This is a genomic window from Bacillus sp. B25(2016b) (genome assembly GCF_001679765.1).
Taxonomy (GTDB): domain Bacteria; phylum Bacillota; class Bacilli; order Bacillales; family Bacillaceae_G; genus Bacillus_A; species Bacillus_A thuringiensis_K.
In genome coordinates this window covers 2,101,954-2,128,005 of sequence record NZ_CP016285.1, presented here as the reverse complement: position 1 = coordinate 2,128,005, position 26,052 = coordinate 2,101,954, and the positions used below count along the sequence as shown (strand labels likewise).

Genomic DNA, 26,052 nt, shown 5'->3' with positions numbered 1-26,052 from the left:
AAAGTATCGGTAGATTCCCTACTACATTCTCTAAGCTTACTTCACCACAAACCTAGTCTGACTACATCCATCTTTCTGCTTCGTTACTTCTAATACAGCTGGCATTGCGTTTTTCAGCTCTTGTACGTGTGAAATGACACCGATAAATCGGCCTGATTTTTGTAGGTCAATTAAGGCATCTACTGCTTTCGTTAATGATTCTTCATCTAATGAACCGAACCCTTCATCGATGAACATCGTTTCGATGGAAATACCGCCTTCATATGCTTGAATGACATCTGCCATTCCTAGCGCTAGGCAAAGTGATGCGTTAAATTTCTCTCCGCCGGATAATGTTTTTACATCGCGCGTTTGGCCAGTGTATGCATCGTACACATCTAAACCTAATCCACTTTGGCGGTTTCTTTTTTCAACTCGCTCACTTCGTTTTAAATAAAATTGTCCATTTGATAATTTACGTAGTCGTTCGTTTGCGATTTGAACAATTTGTTCTAAATACTCAATTAAGATGTAACGTTCAAATGATATACGACTTTCGTTATCACCTTTCATTACTTCATATAAATCAACTAGTTCTTGGAAGGCTTTTTCTTCCTCGTGAATTTGTTCGTCAATACGTCTAATGTTTTCATGTAAATCAGAAATATATGTTACCGCATTTTGCGCACGTTGACGTTTTTCTTTAATTATATCGAGATTAATTTCTAGATCTTTTATGTGTTCACCTAAAGATGTAATATCCATATACTCTTTATCTTTTAATTCTGAGTTTAACTCTTCAATTTGTTTTGCAAGTACTTCAAGCGATGAATAATAACCTTGAATTTCTTTTTGTAACATCTCCATCTCGGCATCGCTTAATTTGGCTTCTTTATACGTGAATTGATCTGTAAACCCGCTTTGTTCTAGCTCTTTCATAAAGCGTGCGAAAGTCTCTTCTTTCTTTAATTTTGCACTTTCAAATTGATTAGAAGCACCTTTTTGTTCAGCTTGAATACGTATATTTTCATTTTGCCTATGCTGATACGCTTCCTGGACTTTCTTCCATTCGTCCTCCATTAACCTAAGTTCCTGCATAGCTTGATTAAACTGTGCTTTCCAAGCTTGTACTGTTTGTAAGTTTTCTGGAATATTTCGTTTATCATGTTCATATGACGTACGAAGTTGCATACACTCGATTTCTGTACGGTGCTGCATTGTTTCCACTTCTCGTTTTTGTTTCTGAAGTTCTTCTATTTTTTCTTCTACGCTTTTCATGTTCGCAGCAATCTGCTTACGTGTTTCTTCACTTGCTTTTAACGTATTAACGTCTGCTGCTAATTGTTTTCCTTTTTGAACAAGTGCACTATATGTTTCAACTAATTTTTCGGAGTTATAGCCACGCTTCACAACTTCTTCTATCACTTGTTCATATTGTAGTCGATAGAAATTCCATTTCTCCTCTACTTGCACATGGAATTTTTCAGCAATGTTCTTCTTATCTCTTAAATCGTTTAACTCTTTTTCATCGATCGCATTACTTTGCTCTGTAGCTTTTTGAGGATGATTCGTACTACCACATACCGGACAAGATTCACCGTCATGTAAATGACGAGCTAATATACCAGCTTGTTCACTTAACCAGCGGCGCTCCATGTTTTCATATGCACGAACTGCCACTTGCATTTTATTATTTGCCGCTTCTTTTTCTTGCTCGAATTTTTGTTTTTCTTGCCAAACATCATATGCTTGCTTTAAAACTTTTGCATCTTCTCGCATATTCGTTAGTTCTTCCACTTTAGCTACATATTGCTCAAGTGCTTGTTCTAATTGCTGCATTTCATCAGACATTCTCTGTTTTTGGTTTGTATGTTCTTCTAGTTGTTGATCCAACTTTTGCATACTTTCTTTTAATTTCCCTATTTGAATTTCGGCATTTTGTAAATTCAACTTTCTCTCAGCTAATGATGCAATAATCGCTTGTAACTCTTCTAATCTTTGAACAAGTTTTTTAGCCTCTTCTCGTTCAGCTTCTTTATTCTTTACTACTTCATACTTCTCCTGAGCAAGTTCAAAACTATTCATTATCTGTTCTTGTTTGACAATTATCTGTTTTAACAAACTTTCAGCTTTCTGCTCATTTTGCATCGCTTCTTCATACCATTGTTCAAATGGTAATAAGCGCTTTGCTTGTTCCGCACGTTTAAAGAATTTTTCTTTCCTTTCAATTGCTGCACGGTTCTCTTGTAAAGTGTTATATTTCTCATTCTTTTGTTGTAAATCTATAAATTTATCATTTACAGATTTCGCTGCATGAAAACGTGTTTCAGCATCTTTTAATTGCTTCGTTTGAACATCTTGTTCTACTTGTAATTGCTCAACCTCTGCCTTATACACAGCTGTTTCTTGTTCTAATGCTTCTACTACTTGATGCGTATTTACATGTTCTTGTTCCACTAAAGTCTCTAATAATGCTCCATCACGGATTGGTAATTTAAAAACATTGCGGAAGTATAACTCTCGCTCTTTCTGCTTTTCTTGTAAGACGTCTTTCCATTGTTTTCGTTTTTGGTCAAGTAACTCACGCATTAACTTATAACGATCCGTTTTAAAAATACGACGTAAGATCTCTTCTTTGTTTTCCGTCTCAGATGTTAATAGTTTTCGGAATTCCCCTTGGGGTAACATAACAATTTGGCTAAATTGATGTTTACTTAAACCAATTAAATCTTCTACTTTTTTATTTACATCCGTTACATGAAAACGATCAACGGCTGGAACCTTCTCTTCATCAATTACTTCATATAATTCTACTGCATGTCCTGTGATCGTCTTGTTCCCTTGTTTTTTATGTCCAAGTTGTCGTTTTATTTCATAGCGTTTCCCTTTTAACTGAAAGGTTAGTTCAACACTTGTATAAACATTATCATCAGCAAATTGACTTCGAAGCATGCTCGTATCACTACGTTCTTCTCCACTAGCCTCACCATATAACACATAACAAATCGCATCAAAAATCGTTGTTTTTCCAGCTCCTGTATTCCCAGAAATAGCGAAAATACGATGTTCTCCAAGATCTTCAAAATCGATTACTTCTTTCTGTTTATATGGCCCGAATGCTGTCATAATAAGCTGAATCGGTCTCATCCTCGTTCACCTTCCCGTTCTTGCACTGTTTGTAATACATCTATAAATAGGCGTTCTTTCTCTTCTGATAAATCTAACCCTTTCATTTCTTTATAGAAAGCCTTTAAAAGAGATAAATCATCCGTTTTATGTCTTGAAACAGTTACTTCATTTGTATCTGTTAGTTCTCGCCTTTGCATCGCTCTTTCAACGTGCATTGCATTTGGATATACAGATCGTATTTTCTCCATTGGTTGTAAGACGGGGTTTTCGTCTAATAATTTTACAAATACGTAATCTTCACTTACTGGGTGCTGTAATAATTCATCTATTTTCTCTTCTACTGTTCGCATTTTGCGACGTGGTGAAAGTAACCTTTTTTCAATTACTACTTCACCAGTTTCATTCAGTTCTACAATGTAATAACCTTTTTTATGTTTCTCTTCAGAAATTGAATAGGCAAGTGGTGAACCTGAATATCGAATCGTCTCATTACGTACGAAATGCGCTTGATGTAAATGTCCAAGCGCTGTGTAATGAAACTTATCAAAATAATGACTATTTACATATTCAGCACCACCAATTGAAAGTGGTCGTTCTGCATCACTTGTATTCTCCTCCGCTTCTCCTGAAGAAGTTACAAATGCATGTCCAACAAATACATGTCTAGCTTCTTTATCCATCGTTTCAGAGAGCTCATTCATAAAAATGCGCATCGCATCATCATGAGAACGTACGTCTTCATTTTTTAACACATGCCTCACTATGCTTGGGTCTGCATACGGTATTAGATGGAAGTGAACCTCTCCATATTCATCATTTAGTACAACAGGTTCATACGGGAATTGAAATTGACCTGCAATATGTAAGCCCTGTTTTTTCATTAAACTACTTCCAAAATGGATACGATCCGGACTATCATGATTACCAGCTACTGCAATAACTGGTGTTTGTAAATCAATAACTATTTTTTGCAGCACATCATTTAATAAGTCTACTGCTTCTGTAGGTGGAATTGCTCGATCATATAAATCCCCTGCAATAATTACAGCATCTGGTTTTTCTTCTTCAACAGCCTGTACAAACTGATCTAATACAATCTTTTGGTCTTCAGTCATATACACGCCATGAACAAGCTTACCTAAATGCCAATCCGCTGTATGAAATAACTTCATATTTTTCTACTCCTTTTAATTTACTGATTTTAGTGAAACGAGTTGATAGTTTATTGTAGTTTTTCCGTTCTCCCACTCTAGCTTCAATATCGTTGCACTTCCAATTCTTTCTTCATTTGATTTATATAAAGGCAATATTTCTTGAACTGTAAATAAGTGATAACCATCCAATATTAATTGAAATATATTTTCTTCAATATGTAATCTTACTTCTTTTTCATTTGAAATAATTTTTGTGTGCATCTCAAATTTCATGATAGATACAACCCCTTTTTATAATCTCTACATTTTAATAGTATAGTGGCTATGCAAGATTGACAAGTACATACACAGCAAAGTACACACTTTTCTATTGTTATATGTTTTATGTATTTTATATAAAATACGGTATGTGAAATTTTATATTTTCCCCAAAATAAAAATGCCTATTATGACATCTTTATTTTTGTATAAAGTCTTTCATTACATAATATAAAACGGTAATTAAAACGATTGCGACGAAAAATGAGAACACTGCGACAATGTACCCATCTTTATTTAATAAAATACAGAATGAAATAGATATTATAAAAATCGGAAATACGAGACGTACTTTATCCTTCACTTCTTCTGTCGTATCTGTATGATGAAAATACTGCGTTATTCCTATCATTAAAAAAGACAAAATAATAACCGACAATAGTAAAGGTCCTGGCATTCCGATTTCTCCTTTCTCTATTTCTAATTCAGTGTAAAATTTTTTATTACAATTGTACGATTTATTTTTTCTTCAAACACACTTTTAGAATTGATAATGAACATTTCACACCTATATAATAGCGCTTTTATCATTATAACTTCAAATAATTACACTTACAGTAATGTTGTAATATTCCCCCTCAGTCTCTGAAATCCTGCAAAGATAACTCGTCAAAATATGCAGTGACCAAATTAATATTTACCGTCAACTTTTGACAAAATTTATAAAGGACATTTCAGTACATATCAAGAATTAAGAATAAGAAGATATGTAAGGGAGGAAGCATTATGACTGAACACGTTTTATTTTCTGTTAGTGAAAACGGCGTTGCGACAATTACTTTAAACCGTCCAAAAGCACTTAATTCTTTATCTTATGACATGTTACAGCCTATCGGACAAAAACTGAAAGAATGGGAACACGATGAGCGTATTGCACTTATCGTGTTAAAAGGAGCTGGCACAAAAGGTTTTTGTGCAGGCGGCGACATTAAAACTCTTTATGAAGCGCATTCCAATGAAGTGGCATTGCAACATGCAGAACGTTTTTTTGAAGAAGAGTATGAAATTGATACATATATTTATCAATATACAAAACCGATTATTGCTTGTTTAGATGGAATTGTAATGGGTGGTGGTGTCGGTCTTACAAATGGTGCGAAGTATCGCATTGTAACTGAGCGTACGAAATGGGCAATGCCAGAGATGAATATCGGCTTCTTCCCAGACGTCGGAGCTGCATATTTCTTAAATAAAGCGCCTGGATATACAGGACGATTCGTTGCTTTAACAGCATCGATTTTAAAAGCTTCTGACGTATTATTTATTAATGCTGCTGATTACTTTATGACATCTGATTCATTACCAAAGTTTCTTACTGAACTTGAAAGTGTAAATTGGCATAAAGAAGATGATGTACATACTAATTTAAAAGAAGTTATTCGTACATTTGCAACTGCTCCAAACTTAGAAAGCGAGCTTGCTCCTTCAATAGAAGTAATCAATTCACATTTTGCTTTCGATACAATTGAAGAAATCATCCATTCATTGGAGAAAGATGAAAGTTCCTTTGCTCTAAAAACGAAAGAAACACTGTTATCAAAATCCCCTATTTCACTAAAAGTAACATTAAAACAGTTTATTGATGGAAAAGATAAATCCGTTAAAGAATGTTTCGCTACGGACCTTATACTTGCTAAAAATTTCATGAGACATGAAGATTTCTTCGAAGGAGTACGCTCCGTTGTCGTTGATAAAGATCAAAATCCGAATTATAAATATAAACAGTTAAGTGACGTTTCAGAAGAAGATGTGAATCGTTTCTTTAACTTACTTAATGCATAAAATGAAACTGTCATGAGGGGGTGTCTCGTTCATCCCCCACCTAACTTCTTTGCTTCAGCTAAATCTTGTGCGGTGAAAATCTTACTACCCGCAAATAGCAGTATAAAATCGAAGCTATATAGTAGTGTACTTACAGCTACTATATAGCCTTTTTTATTTAATGATTTTTAATAAAATTTAATTTTATTAAATCCAAATATATGCTACACTATTTTTAATCAAATATTCTAAAAATAAAAAAGGAGGAGCGACTATGATTGAAAATTATTTTCTTTTCATCATTATGTCTATTTGTCTTATTATTTTACCTGGTCCTGATACAGCAATGGCTACAAAAAATACATTAGTTGCTGGTAAAGTCGGCGGAGTAAAAACAGTGTTTGGTACATGTGTTGCACTATTAATTCATACTTTAGCTGCTGTAATTGGTCTTTCTGCACTTATTGTAAAGTCAGCTCTTTTATTTTCTATTTTCAAGTACGTTGGGGCTCTATATTTAATTTATATTGGTATTAAAGCACTTTTAGCAGTAAGAAATAAAGAAGGCATTGATACGAACGATATATCTTTGAATAATGAAGATGAACACACCTCTTGCTTTCGACAAGGGTTTCTTACGAATTTATTAAACCCTAAAGTTGCAGTATTCTTTTTAACGTTTTTACCGCAATTTTTAAATCCAAATCATAATACGTTTATCCAACTACTCGTAATGGGCCTTACTTACCTCGTTTTAACAGCCATTTGGTTCGCTTTTTATATATTTTTAATTGATAAAATTAGTGCTTTTATGAAAAAACCGAAGACGCAACGTTATATTCAAGGGTTAACGGGAGTCGTCTTAATTGGTTTTGGTATTAAACTTGCTTTTGAAAAAAGTAATTAACAAGATGAAAACCACCACTATTAATAGTGGTGGTTTTCATTTAATAACTAATTTGACTGTTTATTTTATATTAAAACCAGCGCTCAGTTACAACTTTTTTACGTGTATAGAATTGAACGCCATCTGTACCATTTGTACCTAAATCACCAAAGAATGACGCTTTATTTCCTGCAAATGCGAAGAATGCCATTGGTGCTGGAACGTTTACGTTTACACCGATCATACCAGCATCGATATTATCACGGAACGTTTGTGCATGTTTACCGTTTGACGTATAAATAACTGCACCATTTGCAAATTTAGATTGATTTGTTAGTTTAATACCTTCTTCTAAATCTTTAACTCGTACAATGCTTAATACTGGAGCAAAAATCTCATCTTGCCAAATTTTCATTTCTTGATTCACACCATCAAAGATTGTCGCACCTACAAAGTAACCTTCTCCAACTTCTTCATTAATTTTACGGCCATCTACTAATAAAGTTGCCCCATCTGCTACACCGCTATTAATGTAGCCTAAAACGCGCTCTTTATGAGATTCACGGATTAATGGTCCAACATAGTTCTCTTCGTTAAAGCCATCGCCTACTTTTAATTTTTTCGTTTCTGCTACTAATACATCAATGAATTCATCAGCAATTTCATCCACTACTGCTACTACTGAGCATGCCATGCAGCGCTCTCCACTACTTGCAAATGCAGATCCAATTACACCTTGTACTGTTTTCTCAAGATTGCAATCTGGCATTACAATCGCATGGTTTTTCGCACCTGCTAACGCTTGTACACGTTTTCCGTGTTTCGTACCAGTTTCATATACGTAACGTGCTACCGGCTCAGAGCCAACGAACGAGACAGCCTGAATATCTTTATTTTCTAAAATGCTATTTACAACATCTTTTCCGCCTTGTACTAAATTTAATACGCCTTTTGGGAATCCTGCTTCATAGAATAATTCTACAAGTCGCTCCGCTAAAAGTGGCGTTCTTTCAGATGTTTTTAATACGAATGTATTACCGCAAGCAATTGCAAGTGGGAACATCCATAACGGAATCATCATCGGGAAGTTAAACGGCGTAATACCAGCAACAACTCCGATTGGGTAGCGCCAAATTGATCCATCAATTCCGCTAGCGATATTCGGAAGTGCTTGACCCATCATTAAATTTGGCGTAGATGTTGCAAGTTCTACCGCTTCAATACCACGCTGTACTTCACCTGTTGCATCCGTTAGCGTTTTACCATTTTCTAGCGTAATGATTTTTGCAAGCTCATCTTTGTTTTCTTGTAATAGCTGTAAATATTTATATAAATTTCTTGAACGATTTGGAACTGGTACTTTAGACCATGTTTCGAATGCTGCTTTTGCCGCTTCAACAGCTTTTTCAACATCTTCTTTTGGAGATAGTGGAACGTAAGCGATAATTTTTCCAGTCGCTGGATTTGGAACTGCTTCTACTTCCGTACCTGTCGATTCAACCCACTCACCGTTAATGTGATTTTTTACTCGTTTAATTTCAGTTGTAATCATTGTATTCTCTCCTTTGTATAATTTATTTTTGATTAGAAATTAATTGCTCGCTAACTTTCTTATATAAAGCAGCCATATCGTTTTCACCATATCCAGCTTGACTCGCTTCGTCATATACGTTTAATAACATTTCGCTTACCGGTAAATGGAGTTCGCTTTCCTTAGCTAAGTCAACTGCAAATCCTAAATCTTTCTTCAATAAGTTCACAGTAAATCCTGGCTCATAGTTTTCAGGTGCTATAAAACTTTTATAATTACGTTCATAAATTCTACTTTGACCGTAACTTACATTTAAAATATCAAACATTTTATCTAAATCCATATTGTTCTTTTTCGCTAATGTTAAAGCTTCACTCACACCAGCTGTATAAAAACCAATTAATAAGTTATTAATTAACTTAACAGTTGTACCACTATCAATCTGCTCACTAACGTGGAAAATGTTCGCGCCTAGTACGCCCATGATAGATTCCGTTTTCTCATATACCTCTTTTGATCCACCAACCATAAACGTTAATGTACGGTTTTCGGCTCCGATTACACCACCGCTCACAGGTGCTGCTAAAAAGTCTACTTTCTTTTCCTTTGCAGCTTCCTCTAACTGTTTGTTTAACTGCGGCGATACCGTACTTGTATCAATGAAAACTACATTCGAGTGACCATTTTCAAATAATCCTTCAGCTCCAAAATATACCGCTTCAACAGCGCGAGGTGAAGGTAAACTTGTAAAAACTACATCACATGTTTCTGCTAGTTTTGAGATTGATAGACCGATAATTCCGCCTTCTTTTTCAAAGGACGCTTCCGCCTCTTTATTTAAGTCCACGCCATATACTGTGTAACCTGATTTAACTAGATTTTTTGACATTGGAAGGCCCATGTTACCTAAACCGATAAAACCAATCTTTTTCATATCGCTTTCCTCCTATTTACACAATATATTTCCCGCGATTTATAATAGCTTTCGCAATTTCTCTCTTCTTCGTAAATACGTTCGTGTATAAAGGCACTAATAATTGACGGATTTCAGCTAAAATCACATGTCTATCTTGTTCTTCTGTAACAGCCGCTGAAAGTACAGAGATCGCCGCTTCTTCTACTTTACGGTATCCTTCTTCACAAATAACATCCGTTATTAGTTGCTTCGTACGTTCTTTTTCCTCTCCATTTTTACGTACCGCTTTTCTCGTACGTAAAAACGCTGATTCCATGACGTACACGTCCGTCAACATATTTGAAATTACACGTGAATATTCTTGTTCTTGGTCAATTTTTAGGCCTGGAGTTTTAGAGAGCGTTTTCAAAGATTGTTTCAACAATTTTTTCGCTAATAAAATGTAACGATGGTTTCTTTCTACATTTGCTACATTACTTTCTACTTCAGTGTCTTCTAATTGTTCGATTTGTTTCAATAACATTTTAGCAACTGTTAATCTATTAATTTCGTTCGTTCCTTCAAAAATACGACTAATTCTTGCATCACGATATAATCGTTCTACCTCATACTCTTGCATATAACCGTAACCACCATGAATTTGTACAGCTTCATCTACGATATAAGCAAGTGTTTCAGAAGCATTTACTTTATTCAGTGCACATTCAATTGCAAATTGGGACATTTTCTTCATAAGATCTTCATCGCTCTCATGAATTGCTTCATCGATTACACCTGCTGTACGATAAGCTGCACTTTCGGCTCCATATGTAGCAATGATCATATTTGCAATTTTCTCTTGAATCATCGTAAAGTCTACTAATTCCGTTTGGAACTGTTTTCGCTCTTTTCCATATTGAACCGACAAACCAATTGCTTGTTTTGCTGTTCCAATATTTCCAAAAGCAAGTTTAAGTCTAGCAAAGTTAAGAATATTAAGGGCTACGTGATGCCCTTTCCCAACTTCCCCTAAAACATTATCAGCAGGGATGACAACATCTTCTAAAATAAGAGTCGCTGTTGAAGAACCTTTAATCCCCATTTTCTTTTCTTCTAATCCAATAGATACACCTTCACATGTTCTTTCGACAATAAACGCTGTCATTCCTTTATTTGTCTTCGCAAAAACAACGTATACATCTGCCATATGAGCATTTGTAATCCATTGCTTCTCACCATTTAACTTCCAAGCTGTTCCCTCTTCATTCAATACGGCGCTTGTTTTTGCACTTAATGCATCCGAACCAGCATTTGGCTCTGTTAAAGCATAAGCCCCAATCCATTCTCCCGATGCGATTTTCGGTAAATATTTTTCTTTTTGCTCTTTCGTTCCATAATATATGTAAGGCAATGTACCGACACCAGCGTGTATATTAAAAGAAACGCTAAACGCACCAGCGTAACCCATTTTCTCTGCTACAAGACCTGAGACAGCCTTTCCTAACTCGAACCCGCCATAATCTTCTGGTACCTCAATGCCTAATAATCCAAGTTCCCCAGCTTTCTCAAATAATTGACGAGAAACTTTATAGTTATGTTGTTCAATATTCTCCATTTGTGGAACAATTTCTTGTTTAACGAATTGTTCTGTCGTTTTTGCGATTAAATCTTCATCACCTGAAAAATCTTCTAGTGTAAAGTAAGTATGATTTATATCTTTATTAAGTGAAAAAAATTCATCCCATGGTAACTTCGTTTTCTCCATATGTATCCCCCTATCATTCGGCTTTCATAGCTTTTTGCTTATGCTCGTCTACGATGAGTGGAATATCTTTTTTGAAAATAGAAGGCGATGATTTTTCACATCAAGCATTTTATTTTGCCAAAGATGTATTTTCATCGCCTTCGCTGCTTTATCTATTGATCTTCTGATAATACTGTTTTTGCAATACCAGTATCTAACTCTTCAAAGTCATGATATGAAATTGTTTCGTATAATTCACTTCTCGTTTGCATATTAGAAAGTGCATCTTTTTGAGAACCTGTTTCTTTAATTAAAGCAAACACATTTTCATACGCTTTCGCTGCAACGCGAAGTGAAGTTACAGGATAAATAACCATTTGGAAACCCATATTCGCAAATTCCTCTGCACTATAATATGGAGTTTTTCCGAATTCAGTCATATTCGCAAGCAAAGGTGCATTTACCTTACTATTAAATAGACGGAATTCTTCCTCTGATTGAAGCGCTTCAGGGAAAATTGCGTCTGCACCTGCTTTTACATATGCATTTGCTCTTTCAATTGCTTCATCTAATCCTTCAACGCCACGAGCATCAGTACGTGCTACAATGTATAAGCTCGGTGCAACTTCTTTAATCGCTTTAATTTTTTGAACCAATTCTTCTGTAGTAACAAGTTTCTTACCATTTAAATGTCCACATTTTTTTGGTAATTGCTGATCTTCAATTTGGACAGCTGCTACTTTCGCTTCCACCATTTCTACAGCTGTTCTCGCCACATTTAGTACACCACCAAATCCTGTATCAATGTCAACAAGAACAGGTAAGTCTGTAGCTCTTACTAAATCTCTTGCTCTCTCAGCCACTTCAGTAGACGTCACGATACCTAAATCTGGTAAGCCTTTACTTGCAGTATAAGCAGCTCCTGATAAATAAAGAGCTGAAAAACCTGTATTTTTCGCAACAAGAGCTGCCATTGCATCATGAGCACCTGGAATTTGCAAAATTTCATTTGCTTCTACTAAAGCTCGGAATCGATTCGCAAGCTCCTCTTGTGTTGACTGCTTTTTCACAACCCAAGCCATTCTAAATTCCCCCCTATTATTAAATTAAGAATAGATCTACAAATTCGTTTACATTCATATTTTCTAGTTTTTCTTCATTTAAACAAACTTCATGAATTTGTTCTTGTTGCTTACTAGAATAATGACCTGCCATATTTGCAGTGAATTTTTGAACAACTTTTGGAATTGCTTCGTCTCTACGGAAGCGGTGACCAAGTGGATATTCACATTCCACATTTTCTGTTACTGTGCCATCTTTAAAGTGAACTTGAACAGCGTTGGCGATTGAGCGCTTGTTCGGGTCAAGGTAATCTAAACTGTACTGTTTGTTTTCAACAACAACCATCTTATTACGTAATTCATCTACACGTGGATCGTTTGCTACTGCATCTTCATAATCGTCTGCAACGATATCTCCTTTTAATAAACCAATTGCCGTAATGTATTGTAAACAATGATCACGATCAGCTGGGTTATTTAATGGACCTTCTTTATCAATAATACGAATTGCTGATTCATGAGTTGTAATTGTAATACGGTCAATTTCATCTAATCTCTCTTTAATTTCCGGATGCAACTTCACTGCACATTCTGCAGCCGTTTGTGCATGGAATTCTGCTGGATATGACACTTTAAATAATACATTTTCCATTACATATGACTCTAGTGGTCTTGCTAATTTTAATTCTTGTTTATTGAATAATACATCTTGGAATCCCCATCCTGGCGCAGATAATGCTGTTGGATAACCCATTTCACCTTTTAGAGCAGTCATTGCAAGATGAACACCGCGGCTCGTTGCGTCGCCTGCAGCCCATGATTTACGTGAGCCCGTATTTGGAGCATGACGATATGTACGAAGACTAGAATTATCAATCCACGCATGTGATAATGCATTAAAGATTTCTTCACGTGTTCCGCCAAGCATTTTCGCAACTACTGCAGTTGTTGCTACTTTTACATATAATACATGGTCAAGACCAACTCTGTTTAAGCTGTTTTCTAAAGCAAGCACGCCTTGAATTTCATGTGCTTTAATCATCATTTCTAATACTTCACGTACTTTTAAAGCTTCTTTTCCTTCTGAAATACGAACACGGCTAATATAATCTGCAACTGCTAAAATTCCGCCTAGGTTATCAGATGGATGTCCCCACTCTGCTGCAAGCCAAGTATCGTTATAGTCTAACCAACGGATCATACATCCGATATTAAATGCACCTTTTACTGGATCTAGTACATAAGACGTACCTGGTACACGTGTACCATTTGGCACGATTGTTCCTGGCACAACTGGTCCTAGTAATTTCGTACATTCTGGATATTGCAGTGCTAAAATTCCACATCCAAGTGTATCAAGTAATACGTAACGAGCTGTACTGAATGCTTCTGCACTAGTAACCTCTTTATTTAATACATAATCGGTAATCTCTTCTAATAATGCATCTTTTTGCTTAATTTCATTTGTTTTAATCATGCTATTCTTCCCTTTCTGTCGAAAATTCGTTATTATTAATGATGGGTGTCGGTCAAACACCCATCTGGCGGGCGGCGCTAACAACTCCCCAGTTGTTCTTATTTACTAAGTACATGTCGCTCGCCAATATAATTTACACGAGGACGGAACAAACGATTATTTGCATGTTGCTCAATAACGTGCGCACATAACCCCACTGTTCTAGAGCTAAAGAAGATTGGTGTGTAAAGTTGAATTGGAATACCTAACATCCAATATACTGGAGCTGCATAATAATCAAGATTTGGATAAATTCCTTTTTCTTTTTCCATAATCTTTTCTCCAGCTTCACACATTTCATATAGTGTATAATCACCTTTTACATCACATAACTGTTTTAAAGCTTCCTTCATCATAAGTGCTCTTGGATCCATCTTCTTCATATAAACACGGTGTCCAAAGCCCATAATTTTTTCTTTGTTATATAGTTTCTTCTGTAATAACTCTTCAAATTTCTCAACATTACCAGCTTCTAAAAGCATGTACATAACCGCTTCATTTGCACCGCCATGTAAACTTCCTTTTAAAGATGCAACTGCACCTGTTAAAGCACCGTATAAATCTGATTGTGTTGATGCAATAACGCGAGCTGTAAATGTAGAGTTTGGCATTTCATGCTCACTATATAAAACAAGGGAACGATCAAAGATCTTTTCCTCAAGTTCAGTTGGTTTTTTACCAGTTAACATATAGAAGAAATTCGCACTATAAGATAATTCTTTAAGAGGTTCAATTGGCTCCTCATTATTTAAAATATGATAGCTATTCGCTACAATGTTTGGCACTTTACTTAACAGCTTGTACCCTCGGCTTTTATTCACTTCTAACGAGCGGTTTTCGATATCATTATCGTAACCAGCTAACGCTGACACACCTGTACGTAATCCATCCATGGGATGCGTCTCTTTAGGCAATGCCTTTAGTACGTTGAATACACCTTCTGGTACTGCATATTCTTCTTTTAATTTCTTTTCAAGTGTTACTTTTTCATCTTCATTCGGTAGGTGTTCCTCCAATAAAAGGTGCACAATGTCTAAATACTCTTTTGTTTTTGAGAGTTCGATTAAGTCATACCCTTGAATTACAATTTCACCTTTTACTGTGTCAAGAAACGAGATTTTCGTCTCCGCTGCCACTATACCATCTAATCCCGGGGAAAATTTCTCTTCAGCTTTCATCATTATTTCCTCCAATCCTAATAGATCTTCGTGCACATAACTGTAAGCCTTTACAATATTGTGAAACTACATTTCTATTTCAATGTATCAGAGTTTTTAGAAGATTTCAATTTATTTTATAATGATAAGTTTCCTACACTTTTCTTACTGTAACAATACAATTTTTTGAAAATAATTCTTATATTTTATAAAGAAAGGATAGACTTCTTTGCGTATTTTCAAAAACAAGATATAAAGATTTTTCATATAACACCGCCAAATATACAATTATTCTAATTTTATTTGAGAAATAGAAAAAACGAGCTGTACATAAATACAGCTCGTTACTATATGATATTTATTTCACTATCTCTTAAATATAATTTTTATATAAAACTTATTCATTTTTAATAAAGTTATTATTTTACATAATTAAATTGAATTTCTTCCATTTCCTCATGATAACTTACAAATAAATCATAGTTTTGAAAATACCAAAGATCATCAGAATCTACAAAAAATATAATACCTTCCTTCTCAACTGACACTATTTCGCCATCGGGTTTCTCAGCAACAACCCCTAAAGAATATCCGGGCTGAATTGAACTATCCCCTCCGTACCTTACAGTAAAACGTACAGATTCACCGTGCTTTATACGTAATTCTTCCTGGAACCATTGCAGAGCTTTACGATCAATTGAAATTCTCATCTTTATTCCTCCAGTTTACGCAAACTCTTTTTTTCCTAATCGTTGTTTTACAAAGAAGACGAAAATAATTAAGGCTATCAATGCTGAAATTGCACTCCCTGAAAATAAAATACGATAACCAAACATTTGTGAAACAACTCCAAGTAAAATAGCACCTAACCCGATTCCTAAATCAAACGCTGTAAAAAATGAAGCATTTGCAACTCCTCTTTTACTCGGATCGACAATTGTAAGCATTGCCGCTTGCAAAGCTGGCTGCGCTGAACCAAATCCAATACCGTATAATGTTGCTGCGATAATTACACCTATCAAACCATTTGAGATAGTTAAAACAACTATAGCTAAAATAGTAATACATAATGCTGGAAGTATGATGAATACTTCTCCATACTTATCTAATAGTTTCCCTGAAATTGGTCTTACAATTGTTAATGCAATTGCATATACAAGAAAGAAAGTTCCCGGGTTTACATGAATTGATGATGCAAATAACGGTAAAAAGGTTGTTATTCCTCCATATGCAAACGATAAAAAGAATACTACAATCGTGATTGTTAATACGGATTTCTCAAATAGCTGAATTTTCCCTTTTTCTTTTTGTGGCGTAAATGGGATCTTCGTTATTAATGATAATACAACTGCCATAAAAGATAACAACGTCGCTAATAAAAATAGACCATCAAATGAATAATTTTGCACAACCCATAATCCAATCATAGGTCCAATCGCCATTGCAATTGTCATCGCCATCCCATACCAACCCATACCTTCACCGCGGCGTGAATCTGGAATAATATCCGTTATTGCTGTTCCAACAGCTGTTGTAGAAACAGCCCATGTTACTCCGTGAATAACACGTAAAACAACTAAAAGGACAATAGTCGATGCTATATTATAGGAGTACATCGTTAAGCCAAAAAAGATGAGTCCGAAAATAATAAAGGATCTTCTACCATATTGATCTAACATTCCTCCAATAATCGGTCGTATTACAACAGCAGCTATTGTAAACATCCCCATCATAAGTCCAACTTGCGATTCATTGCCGCCTATCTCTTTAATAAAGAGCGGGAGCGTTGGAACAAGTAAATAAAATCCTGTAAATAAAAATAACATTGCGAAAGTCATTTGAATAAATGATTTCGTCCATAATCGTTCCATAAAAATACCTCCATACACTCGTAAAATATTACGATTAACACCCTCATTGTATATTTTTTTTATCTCTTTTCCCTCCTCAAATAGACGTATCTTTTCATATTAAATAGTCCACCATCAGCTTACATTAGTCTTAAGACTTTGTACGCATATTTTAAACGAAAGTCCTATATATGTACCTTTATACGTGTGAAAAGAATATACTAATTTATTAACACAACTTAGGAGTGAATATTTTATGTGGGTATTATTAAGAGTAACTGCCGTAGTTCCTTCGACTCCTGGGATACATGTTCCTGCAGTTCATACAGCTAGCTCCGATGTAGGAATTGAACTTCCCGCAACTTGGCAGCAATATCAAATTCCCGGTCAAGTTACCCCATCATTTTGGCATCATGGTACACACCCCAGTAGCACTCCCATTCATAGCCATAGTTATCCTCCACTACCTCCGACTCAAGTCTTTTATCATTTCCCTTCAATTTTTTTTCAAAATTTTCATGGTACGTTTAACATTTAATAGCTATCACTGTATTACCCCTACATTTTAATAAGGCGAACCTTTAATCCAGTTTTAACATAACAAAGTCGAATTCCTTAAATAAGAAATTCGACTTTTTAATTGTTTTTCAAACTAAAGTAACCGTTAAAGAAAGACATTTATTAAAGATTTGAATATAATTTTTACTTATTTAATACTTTATATGATTCATCATAGTTAGTCCCTTTGCAGGATAACCAACACATACCATCATTTGCAAGTAGACTTTTCTCTCTTTACGTTAATTCACTCTTTTTCTTCTATCCAGCCCTTAACATTACATTTTCTGTAGCAAAATGAAAAAAGCACTTAAGATTGTAAATTTCCACAAATCTTAAGTGCTTTTTGAAAACTTTTCTATAAATTTTTCTTATTGTCCATTATTGGCAGGAACCTCTCCTGCATTTCCACCATTATTTGGTTGTACTGTTGCAGGTGGGGTTGGAGTTCCTTGACCTCCATTATTATTCGCTGGAGGTGTCGTTCCTTGACCTCCTCCGTTATTTGCTGGAGGTGTCGTTCCTTGGCCTCCTCCGTTATTTGCTGGAGGTGTCGTTCCTTGGCCTCCTCCGTTATTCGCTGGAGGTGTCGTTCCTTGGCCTCCTCCGTTATTCGCTGGAGGTGTCGTTCCTTGACCATTTCCGTTATTTTGTTCATTTTGTTTCTTTTCTTCTTCTTGTTTCTTTTGCTCTTCTAGTTTCTTTTGTTCTTCTTGCTTCTTAAGTTCCTCTTGTTTCTTTTGTTCTTCTTGTTTTTTCAGTTCTTCTTGTTTCTTTAATTCTTCTTGCTTTTTCTCTTCTTCAGTTTTTTGCTGTTGATCTTGTTTTGGTTGCTCCGTTGTATCCGGTACGCTAGTATTTGGCGATGAATCACGTTTTTCACCTTTTATACGTAGCTCACTACCTTCTTGAATAACGCTACTTGGCATTTTAAAGCGTGATTTATCTGTAGCCATTTCACTCATCATTTCTTTAAAAATCAACTGTGCAATTTTCGTATTTTTACTACTAATATACTCGTCTTTGCCATCTTTCATATACCCAGTCCATACTGCCATCGTATATTGCGGTGTATATCCAGCAAACCAACTATCACGAGTTGCACTTTCTGGAATTTTATATTGAGCTAATTGTTTTGATGAGTAGTTTGTCGTACCCGTTTTACCAGCTACATCTAAAGATGCTATATTTGCAGCTGTACCAGTACCTGATGTAACTACAGAACGAAGCATATCTGTAATCATATATGCTGTAGAGTCTGCCATAACTTGTTTTGGTTTTTGTCCAAAACTTTGTGACTTACCATCTGGATAAACGACTTTCTTAACAAAATGCGGTTTCGTATATTTACCCTCATTACCAAATGCCGCATAAGCGCCCGCTATTTCAGTTGGTGATACTTCATTTGTACCAATCGCTGTTGATTCAGTCGGTGCTGCATTAAATGTAATTCCTAATTTCTCAGAGAAGTCTTTTGATTTATTAATTCCCACTTCTTTCGCAGTCTTAATTGCTGGGATATTTCGTGACTTTTCTAATGCTACACGCATTGTAATAGGGCCCATATGACTTCTATCTGCATTTCGAACTTCTTGACCCGTTGAATACTTAAATGGAGAGTCATCAATTTGATGGTACGTAGCCCATTTTAAATATTCAATTGCAGGAGCGTAATCGAAAATCGGCTTCATCGTTGAACCAGCTGCACGATCTAATTCAATTGCCATATTATGCCCTTTAAATACAGCTTTATTTTCTCCACGGCCACTACCTATAGCACGAACTTCTCCTGTTTTCGTATCCATAAATGTGAATGCACCTTGGAATTTATCGTTCGGATAATCAATGATATTATTATTTAAAATATTATCAGCAAGTTTCTGTGCTTTCGGATCTAACGTTGTATAAATTTCTAAACCGTCAGAACCGATATTAGCATCTGGTAATTCTTTTTCTACTTCTTTCACAACTGCATCCATAAATGCAGGGTATGGCATTGTTTGTAGTTGAGCTGCAGGCTTAAGCCCCTTTTCTACGTCAACTTTTGATGCTTCTTCCATTTCCTGTTTTGTTATATATCCATGTCTGTTCATTAAACTTAGAACAACATTTCTTCTTTCTGTTGCTTTTTGAACATTTTCTTTTTTCGTTGGATCATAGTTATTCGGTGCTTTCGGTAAACCTGCAAGCATCGCAACTTCTGGTAATGTTAAGTCCTTCAATTCTTTACCATAGTAGTTTTGTGCTGCTGTTGCGATACCATATGAACGATTACCTAAGTTAATTTTATTTAAGTACATCTCTAATATTTCATGTTTTGAATACTGTTGTTCTAGTTTATAAGCTAGATATATTTCTTGCGCCTTACGCTTTGGTGTTTTATCCATTGATAAGAAGTAGTTTTTAATAACTTGCTGCGTTATCGTACTTCCACCTTGAGAGCCATAATCTCCTTTAAGACTCACTAAAACAGCACGGGCAGTACCTTTAAAGTCTACTCCGCTATGCTCATAAAAACGTGAATCTTCTGTCGCTAAAAATGCATTTTCTACTAATTTAGGTATTTGATCATACGTAACATTCGTCCTTTTTTCTTTTCCATATTCATATACCAAATCCCCGTTTTTATCATAAATTTTTGAGGATAACGGATTAACAAGTTTTGCTTTTTCCAGTTTTGGTGCGTCCTTAATCATTACGAAAAAGGTAGCAACCCCCGCCACTAAACCAACAATACCAAGTAATAAACAAGTAATTAAAAACTTGCGAAAGAATGATGTTTTACCTTTTGGTTTTTGTGTTTTAGAAGCTGGCTGTTTTTTCTTTTTAACTTGTCGTCGTTCCTCTCGAGAACGATAATTTTCTGACATGTTACTTTCTCCTGCCTTTCAATTCTCCCGTTGATTTACTTAAAAATATTGAGGTCACCTTCTAAAATGAATTTGATTAAGAAAGTATATTGACCTGGAGCATTCAATATTTTCCTAATTCACAGATTATAAATTTTAGAATACTTCTTATACAAACTATTTTCACTTCTATTTTTCCTAATAACGCTGCCCCTCTAAGCATAGAATGTAAAAAGTGAATTTTTAATACCTCGTATAAATAATATACCTTTTTTTCAAATGGTCAATATTTTCTTATTTATAAATCAAAGGTGAAATAAAAATAGCACAACGATATGTACTTCGTGTGAACTTCCTTATAATTACGTATAACAAATATTTAATATATTGCATATAAGTATAATACCTCTTTAATTATAAAGATTTCAACACCACAATACCGTTTCCTACAAAGAATTATTAAAAATGAAAAATAAGGAGTTGCATAATAATGAAGCTATCTCCGGTTACCTCAAAAAATATAGTTGCTGTTGGTTATAATCCTTTTTCTATGATTTTGCGAATCCAATTAAAGAATGGTATGTATGATTTCTTTAATGTACCAGAAAGCATTTATACTGGCCTATTACATGCACAATCTAAAAGTTATTATCATAATACTTACATTAAAAATTCTTTCCGCCACACAAAAATTTAAACTTAACACCCACTAAAAAAGAAAGGAGGTTAATCCTCCTTTCTTTTAAAAACATTTTGCAGATGAATTATCTTCGATTCCTCTTATTAATTTCATCATATGCTTGAATTTGTTTTTTCAAACGCCGATCAGCTTTTTTATCATGCACTACAAGAATTGCATGTATAACCCCTGGAACCCAAAATATTAATGTTAATATGAAATTTATGATTGCCTGAATTGGTTTTCCACAAAATAATACAGCAACAGGTGGAAGAAAAATTGCTAATAAATACATCATCCCTTGAAAACTCCTTATTTTGTATTTTATATATCACTTTTCAAAATATACGCAAAAAAACCTACTACCATTTTAATCTTAACCTGCCTCTAAAATCAATGTATCTCCTTCTATTTATATAAGTATTTCAGACTTTTCATTGTTTTCTAGCCTATTTTCTTCCTCTATTGCAGTTATTCCAATTGCGGAAATTAACGTTCCTGTCGCTTGTATCCAAATACCAATGAGTGCAATGATTCTCTCATCCTTCTTATCAAAAATACTATCTTTATTTTCTTTCTCATCTTTCAATACATTTAAAACACCTTGATACGCTTGTAATCCAGCTCCTAAACTTTGCATGGAGTTACCCAGTATAATAATTTTCTGTAATACATTTATATCCACCAAAGCTGCTTCTACTCCTAGAAAAGCACCAATCGATTGTAAACTGTTCCCTGTAATGATAAGATAATCATTTTCTTTCAATTGTTCATTTATATTAAAATATATTCCTATTACATTTGATATATTTCCTAATGCTAATAACTCAATTCCTATTTGATCAAGTAATTTACTTTGATTCTCTCTTTTTTCTTCCCCATCATCATAATTGCTCGCAATGATTTGTAATATATACCCGAGGGCTTGTAATGAGCTTCCTACAATAACAAGTTCCGATTCAACTTTCTCTTCTCCAATAAATCCTCTTGTCGTTCCAATAGCAGCTGTAAGATTCCCCCCTACTTGAAACCATGCCCCTGTCACTTTTAAACTGCTTGGATTCATTTTTATCACCTATTCAAATATTTTCTAAAGCTTTCAAAACAAACAAATCTCACCCTTAATCTTTTATTTTATTTTTCAGATGTAATTTTGTGAATGATATAATGTGCTTTTTATATGCATGCTGGGCATGTCAATGAATCTCCATTTTTATCTATTGTTATATTCAATATATATTCAATTGCTTTATGTGACCAAGTTTCAGGTGTAGGCGATTCATTTATATATTGTGGCGCACATGACTTCAGCATTGGAGTACTAATACTCCCTCCAGGATCTAAAGCAACTACAGCCATGCCATGGGGTAATTCCAGGGCCATAGATTTAGTGATACCTTCAATTGCAAATTTCGAGGCACAATATGGCGCAAGCTCAGCTTCACCTTCTCTCCCCCAACTAGAACTCATATTAATGATAATTCCTTCTTTCCTAGATACCATTGCGGGAACAAACGCTCTTATTACATTTACTACACCATTCACGTTTACATTCATTACATTTTCGAATTCTTGAGCCGTAATTTTCCAAAGTTGTGCATTTTGATTTACAATCGATGCATTATTTATTATCAGATCGGGAGCCGTATGTCTATTAAGTATATAATTTGCCCAGTTATTAACTTGCTGAGAATCTGAAACATCAATTACTTGGAAATCATGTATTTTACTGTGCTGTTTTTTTAGTTCTTCAATTTTATTTTTTGAACGTCCACAACCATATATGTTCCACCCTAATTCATGAAATCGATCAACCATCGCACGTCCTAACCCTTGTGTCACGCCTGTAATAATTACAGATTTACTAATTTCTTTTCGCTTCATTTCTCTCATCCTCCTTCCCTATATCTTACTCTCTTCATTTTTATTCAGCGATTTACTATAGTATCAACTCAACTCATACTTTAGTAATGGTTTTGATATTGCATACATAAGCAAAAAAAGTAACCATCATGGTTACTTTTTGCTATATATCTAAAAATTCATTGTTTATTTCATTATTGTTTTTACATTTCAACTTCTCTTTTTCACATTTCTCACACTGGTAAATCCTTTTTTAAAATCCTCATTATCCTGCCTCTTAATAAAAATATATTTATGTTTACAATGCGATTCACCCAAATAATTTTTAAACCACTTTTTCAACACAACACATTCCACCTTTATGATAGAACCTTTATTTAGCTGCTTTATTACATACTTTTATTTAAATGTTCAATCTCATCTTGCAATTTTTTAAATTGCTCAAAATGCATGGTAATAGATTGGCTACTGCCATAATCAACATTTTGTTTCACTAATATAACACCCGTGTCATGAAAAAGCGCTTCAAGTTCTTTCCTAATAGACACTTTCGCAATATGAGCTGTTTTAATTGCAGATAAAATTGCAATTTCATTAAACTTTAATTTTATTTCATTTGGACAAAATGCGTCTTCAACTAATATAACTTCATTACTATAAATTAATGCAACAAGATTACTTGATTTGGCATCTGTTAAATCAACTTTTTTCATAATATCTTTCATTACATTTTGCCTCCTTTATTTTCATATATATCAATTATACAAAATTTTTAAAAAAAATTACTCAACTTTATTATATTAATTTTAACACACTTTTATTGAAATCCACGCTCCAAACGTTTTACTATTCCACAATTTTTATTGTATGAACCATCTGGACTATAACTCCATATAGTAATGTTAACAACTTATTATAAAGCAGGTGAAAATTATGCCCTCAGTTGTAGGAAATTTAGTTGTACAAAATAGCAATGGATCATTTAACTTAGGTGATTTCTACAACGTATCTCCGAAAGAAAATACGAAAGCTTATAATGGTTCCGGCGCATCAAACGTTGGTTTTGTTGTTAATACTTTTAGCGGTGTTAGCGCGACCAATACATTTGATTCTGACCTTGCAGATCAAAACCAAGTGGGTACAGCCTAATCTTATGTTCAACTTTCTGTATAGAAAATTTTAATTTGTCTATACTATAATCAGGCTGTTTGACAGCTCTTGTTGATTTTGGAGTACCCTATCTTTTTCTCCCTTTCCCTGGGGCTCAGCAGCTAGCACGAAGCTAGCTGCTTTTTCTTGTATTATTTGTCTCATAAATCAGAAATAAAAGAAGCTGCCATTTAATATTCAGCTTCTTTTACGTTATTTCAATAATATCCATAGCGTTAAATACGTAAGTTTTATAAAAGGCGTCTGTACAAATTACAATTTGTTTTACCGGATTGATATGTACAACAGTCATGTAGCTTGTTAGTATGTAACCATCTTCAAAATATGTTACCAATATTTCTTTCTCAGACAATAATGACGTTAATAATTTATCAGAAATTCTCTCTTTTGCTTCATTTGTTAAAAGCGGTTTTTGTACTTTTAATTTCTCTCCAATAATCTTTCTCATATTTAAAAGTTGTTCGGACATTACTGTAAACGGAACCCACTCTCTTTCTTCTTTTTGTATCTTTACATCGTTCATTTTTTATCTCCTTGATCATTTATACATTTATTTAGCCATACTATCCCTTAGTTATTTTTAATACTCACTAAACTCGGATTTACTTCTAAACTATAATTAGGTTACCTCTTAAAAGAACATTTGTTCTTATTATACACGAACTTACGTTCTTTTGAGAAGAGCCATACTTATTATTTCTTAACAAAAAACATAATTTTATTTATCTCCATACTTTTTTCCTTTATCAAATAAACTTCTCATTTCTTATATAACATGCATATAACAACTAAAAGGCGACTTCACCCAAAGTGAAATCGCCTTTTTCTAAAAAATATTTCAAAGCTTATTTTTCTATCCTAACTAATGTTCTTTCTGGAATACATAATTCATCTATATTAAAATGATTTATTTTTAAGTTCAATTCCCCTACTCGTTCCTTATCTTCATCACCAACCCAACAACTACATAATTCGAAATAGTCTCCATCTTCCAAATAACCTTCCATAATCTTGCATAAAGTTAAAAGTTTTTCTTTCGCTTCTTTTTTTCCTTTACATTTTGCCACTCGACAAGTTCAATTCCCCAACTAGTTGAAACCTCATACGTGTAATTTGTTTGGAATTGATAATCTTGTACAATTTCAAGCATACTTTCATCTGAAAAACACGGTCCAAAAACAATTAGATTATTAGAATCCGGATCCGTTAACGGAATTTCTATATTACAGCCTATGTAACTTGCTAAACTCATTTTATACTCCTCCAGTATTCGTATAAAAAATACTTCATAGTATATTTGTTTACTCAAATATAAAATCCCTGCCTAAACGAAAAAGTTTTAAATTTTTATCGTTTATTAACCATCTATAACTGAAAACATATACTATGATGAACGAACTCACAAAGCATAAGAAAAGAGAGCATTTACTGGTATTATCCCCTATAGGTAGACAGTAAAAAAAGAGTCCATCTGATATGATGGACTCAATACTGTTTTATCTGGAGGGGATTTTTTTATGGCAAGAAAAGGACAATCATTTCAAAAATATACAGAAGAACTAAAGCGAGAAGCAGTTCGTCTTCGATTAGAAGAGAGAAAATCATTGCGAGAAATTCGTGAACAACTCGGTGTGAAGAGCGATGCCCAGATTATTGAGTGGGTAAAACGTGCGCAACAAGGGGAGTCCTTTGATGATCAACGTGGTGTCTGGAATCGAAAGAATTTTAATAGTCTAGAAGAAGAAAATGCTTATTTGAAGGCACAGGTTGAGTATTTAAAAAAGCGCAATCCAAATCTACACGGGAAGGAATGGTCCTAAAGAAAGAACGATTTTCTCTTATCGATTCATTACGCCAAGCCTATCCACTCCGATGGTTGCTTCAAATCGCGGAGGTTTCTAAGGCTGGCTACTATAAATGGCGGAAATATCATAACGTGCAGCGTTTACGTC

The 26,052-nt window shown here is 34.5% G+C and carries 24 protein-coding genes and 2 pseudogenes; 6 read left to right on the top strand and 20 right to left on the bottom strand.

All coding sequences use genetic code 11. The features are described 5' to 3' along the window. Positions 1-36: 36 nt before the first annotated feature. The 4 genes from BAQ53_RS10970 to BAQ53_RS10955 all read right to left on the bottom strand — a co-directional run bounded on the left by BAQ53_RS10970 (position 37) and on the right by BAQ53_RS10955 (position 4,977). Entirely contained in the window at positions 37-3,126 is a 3,090-nt protein-coding gene (locus tag BAQ53_RS10970) for an AAA family ATPase (protein ID WP_208906842.1), read from the bottom strand. Further along, positions 3,123-4,280 carry an exonuclease SbcCD subunit D gene (locus tag BAQ53_RS10965; RefSeq protein ID WP_208906841.1) on the bottom strand — a complete coding sequence of 386 codons (1,158 nt, stop codon included), beginning with the start codon at positions 4,278-4,280 and terminating at the stop codon, positions 3,123-3,125. Before BAQ53_RS10965 ends, BAQ53_RS10970 begins: the two co-directional genes overlap by 4 nt. A 15-nt stretch (positions 4,281-4,295) precedes the next feature. Continuing rightward, positions 4,296-4,535 carry a DUF2584 family protein gene (locus tag BAQ53_RS10960; RefSeq protein ID WP_000667346.1) on the bottom strand — a complete coding sequence of 80 codons (240 nt, stop codon included), beginning with the start codon at positions 4,533-4,535 and terminating at the stop codon, positions 4,296-4,298. 184 nt (positions 4,536-4,719) lie between these two features. Continuing rightward, the gene (locus BAQ53_RS10955; RefSeq protein WP_001119404.1) at positions 4,720-4,977 is read right to left on the bottom strand and encodes a hypothetical protein; all 258 of its coding nucleotides are present in this window, start codon (positions 4,975-4,977) and stop codon (positions 4,720-4,722) included. 329 nt (positions 4,978-5,306) lie between these two features. Here BAQ53_RS10955 and BAQ53_RS10950 point away from each other — a divergent pair, with 329 nt between their 5' ends. After that, positions 5,307-6,362, top strand: coding sequence for an enoyl-CoA hydratase/isomerase family protein (locus BAQ53_RS10950; protein ID WP_208906840.1), 1,056 nt, complete (start codon positions 5,307-5,309; stop codon positions 6,360-6,362). 253 nt (positions 6,363-6,615) lie between these two features. Next, a complete protein-coding gene (locus BAQ53_RS10945) occupies positions 6,616-7,248 on the top strand; it encodes a LysE family translocator (protein WP_000572334.1) in 633 nt (210 codons plus the stop codon). A 70-nt stretch (positions 7,249-7,318) separates the two neighbouring features. Here BAQ53_RS10945 and BAQ53_RS10940 read toward each other — a convergent pair whose 3' ends face one another. From BAQ53_RS10940 to BAQ53_RS10905, 8 genes are all read right to left on the bottom strand, one after another. Continuing rightward, the gene (locus BAQ53_RS10940) at positions 7,319-8,779 is read right to left on the bottom strand and encodes a CoA-acylating methylmalonate-semialdehyde dehydrogenase (protein ID WP_000633347.1); all 1,461 of its coding nucleotides are present in this window, start codon (positions 8,777-8,779) and stop codon (positions 7,319-7,321) included. 22 nt (positions 8,780-8,801) lie between these two features. Beyond that, a complete protein-coding gene (locus BAQ53_RS10935; protein WP_000719411.1) occupies positions 8,802-9,692 on the bottom strand; it encodes an NAD(P)-dependent oxidoreductase in 891 nt (296 codons plus the stop codon). Between the two features lie 16 nt (positions 9,693-9,708). Beyond that, positions 9,709-11,418, bottom strand: coding sequence for an acyl-CoA dehydrogenase FadE (locus tag BAQ53_RS10930; protein ID WP_208906839.1), 1,710 nt, complete (start codon positions 11,416-11,418; stop codon positions 9,709-9,711). A 152-nt stretch (positions 11,419-11,570) separates the two neighbouring features. Continuing rightward, positions 11,571-12,479 (bottom strand): methylisocitrate lyase, encoded by a 909-nt coding sequence (prpB, locus tag BAQ53_RS10925; protein WP_000312639.1) that lies wholly within the window; start codon positions 12,477-12,479, stop codon positions 11,571-11,573. 19 nt (positions 12,480-12,498) lie between these two features. Further along, positions 12,499-13,935, bottom strand: a complete 1,437-nt coding sequence (gene prpD, locus BAQ53_RS10920; protein WP_000598123.1) for a 2-methylcitrate dehydratase — start codon at positions 13,933-13,935, stop codon at positions 12,499-12,501. Positions 13,936-14,033: 98 nt separating this feature from the next. Next, complete coding sequence (gene mmgD, locus BAQ53_RS10915; RefSeq protein WP_002041090.1) at positions 14,034-15,155, bottom strand: citrate synthase; 1,122 nt, start codon at positions 15,153-15,155, stop codon at positions 14,034-14,036. A gap of 395 nt (positions 15,156-15,550) precedes the next feature. Beyond that, entirely contained in the window at positions 15,551-15,841 is a 291-nt protein-coding gene (locus BAQ53_RS10910; RefSeq protein WP_001222842.1) for a HesB/YadR/YfhF family protein, read from the bottom strand. Positions 15,842-15,856: 15 nt separating this feature from the next. Continuing rightward, positions 15,857-17,002: an MFS transporter gene (locus BAQ53_RS10905; RefSeq protein WP_000440667.1), complete on the bottom strand. Its 1,146-nt coding sequence runs from the start codon at positions 17,000-17,002 to the stop codon at positions 15,857-15,859. A 235-nt stretch (positions 17,003-17,237) separates the two neighbouring features. Here BAQ53_RS10905 and BAQ53_RS10900 point away from each other — a divergent pair, with 235 nt between their 5' ends. Next, a complete protein-coding gene (locus BAQ53_RS10900; protein ID WP_000270088.1) occupies positions 17,238-17,519 on the top strand; it encodes a hypothetical protein in 282 nt (93 codons plus the stop codon). Between the two features lie 391 nt (positions 17,520-17,910). Here BAQ53_RS10900 and BAQ53_RS10895 read toward each other — a convergent pair whose 3' ends face one another. Beyond that, the gene (locus BAQ53_RS10895; protein WP_001293948.1) at positions 17,911-20,409 is read right to left on the bottom strand and encodes a transglycosylase domain-containing protein; all 2,499 of its coding nucleotides are present in this window, start codon (positions 20,407-20,409) and stop codon (positions 17,911-17,913) included. 469 nt (positions 20,410-20,878) lie between these two features. On the opposite strand from BAQ53_RS10895, the gene BAQ53_RS10890 reads away from it, so the two are divergent. Next, positions 20,879-21,085, top strand: a complete 207-nt coding sequence (locus BAQ53_RS10890; RefSeq protein WP_000777844.1) for a KTSC domain-containing protein — start codon at positions 20,879-20,881, stop codon at positions 21,083-21,085. A gap of 67 nt (positions 21,086-21,152) precedes the next feature. Here BAQ53_RS10890 and BAQ53_RS10885 read toward each other — a convergent pair whose 3' ends face one another. The 5 genes and pseudogenes from BAQ53_RS10885 to BAQ53_RS10865 all read right to left on the bottom strand — a co-directional run bounded on the left by BAQ53_RS10885 (position 21,153) and on the right by BAQ53_RS10865 (position 23,655). Next, on the bottom strand, positions 21,153-21,365 hold the full coding sequence (locus tag BAQ53_RS10885; protein ID WP_000990219.1) for a YqaE/Pmp3 family membrane protein: 213 nt from the start codon (positions 21,363-21,365) through the stop codon (positions 21,153-21,155). A gap of 114 nt (positions 21,366-21,479) precedes the next feature. Next, entirely contained in the window at positions 21,480-22,133 is a 654-nt protein-coding gene (locus tag BAQ53_RS10880) for a DUF6944 family repetitive protein (protein WP_001070042.1), read from the bottom strand. Positions 22,134-22,243: 110 nt separating this feature from the next. Continuing rightward, the gene (locus BAQ53_RS10875) at positions 22,244-22,951 is read right to left on the bottom strand and encodes an SDR family oxidoreductase (RefSeq protein ID WP_000823067.1); all 708 of its coding nucleotides are present in this window, start codon (positions 22,949-22,951) and stop codon (positions 22,244-22,246) included. Positions 22,952-23,093: 142 nt separating this feature from the next. Beyond that, positions 23,094-23,275: pseudogene (locus BAQ53_RS10870) on the bottom strand (hypothetical protein). 44 nt (positions 23,276-23,319) lie between these two features. Next, complete coding sequence (locus BAQ53_RS10865; protein WP_000651907.1) at positions 23,320-23,655, bottom strand: hypothetical protein; 336 nt, start codon at positions 23,653-23,655, stop codon at positions 23,320-23,322. A 208-nt stretch (positions 23,656-23,863) separates the two neighbouring features. Between BAQ53_RS10865 and gerPF the strand changes: the two genes are divergently transcribed. After that, the gene (gene gerPF, locus BAQ53_RS10860) at positions 23,864-24,079 is read left to right on the top strand and encodes a spore germination protein GerPF (protein ID WP_001141569.1); all 216 of its coding nucleotides are present in this window, start codon (positions 23,864-23,866) and stop codon (positions 24,077-24,079) included. Positions 24,080-24,287: 208 nt separating this feature from the next. On the opposite strand, the gene BAQ53_RS10855 is transcribed toward gerPF, so the two are convergent. After that, positions 24,288-24,623 (bottom strand): YolD-like family protein, encoded by a 336-nt coding sequence (locus BAQ53_RS10855; protein WP_001999741.1) that lies wholly within the window; start codon positions 24,621-24,623, stop codon positions 24,288-24,290. A gap of 498 nt (positions 24,624-25,121) precedes the next feature. Beyond that, positions 25,122-25,352, bottom strand: coding sequence for a KH domain-containing protein (locus BAQ53_RS26610; protein ID WP_000050497.1), 231 nt, complete (start codon positions 25,350-25,352; stop codon positions 25,122-25,124). A 265-nt stretch (positions 25,353-25,617) separates the two neighbouring features. Here BAQ53_RS26610 and BAQ53_RS10845 point away from each other — a divergent pair. Continuing rightward, a pseudogene (locus BAQ53_RS10845) lies at positions 25,618-26,052 on the top strand (transposase); the annotation flags it as partial.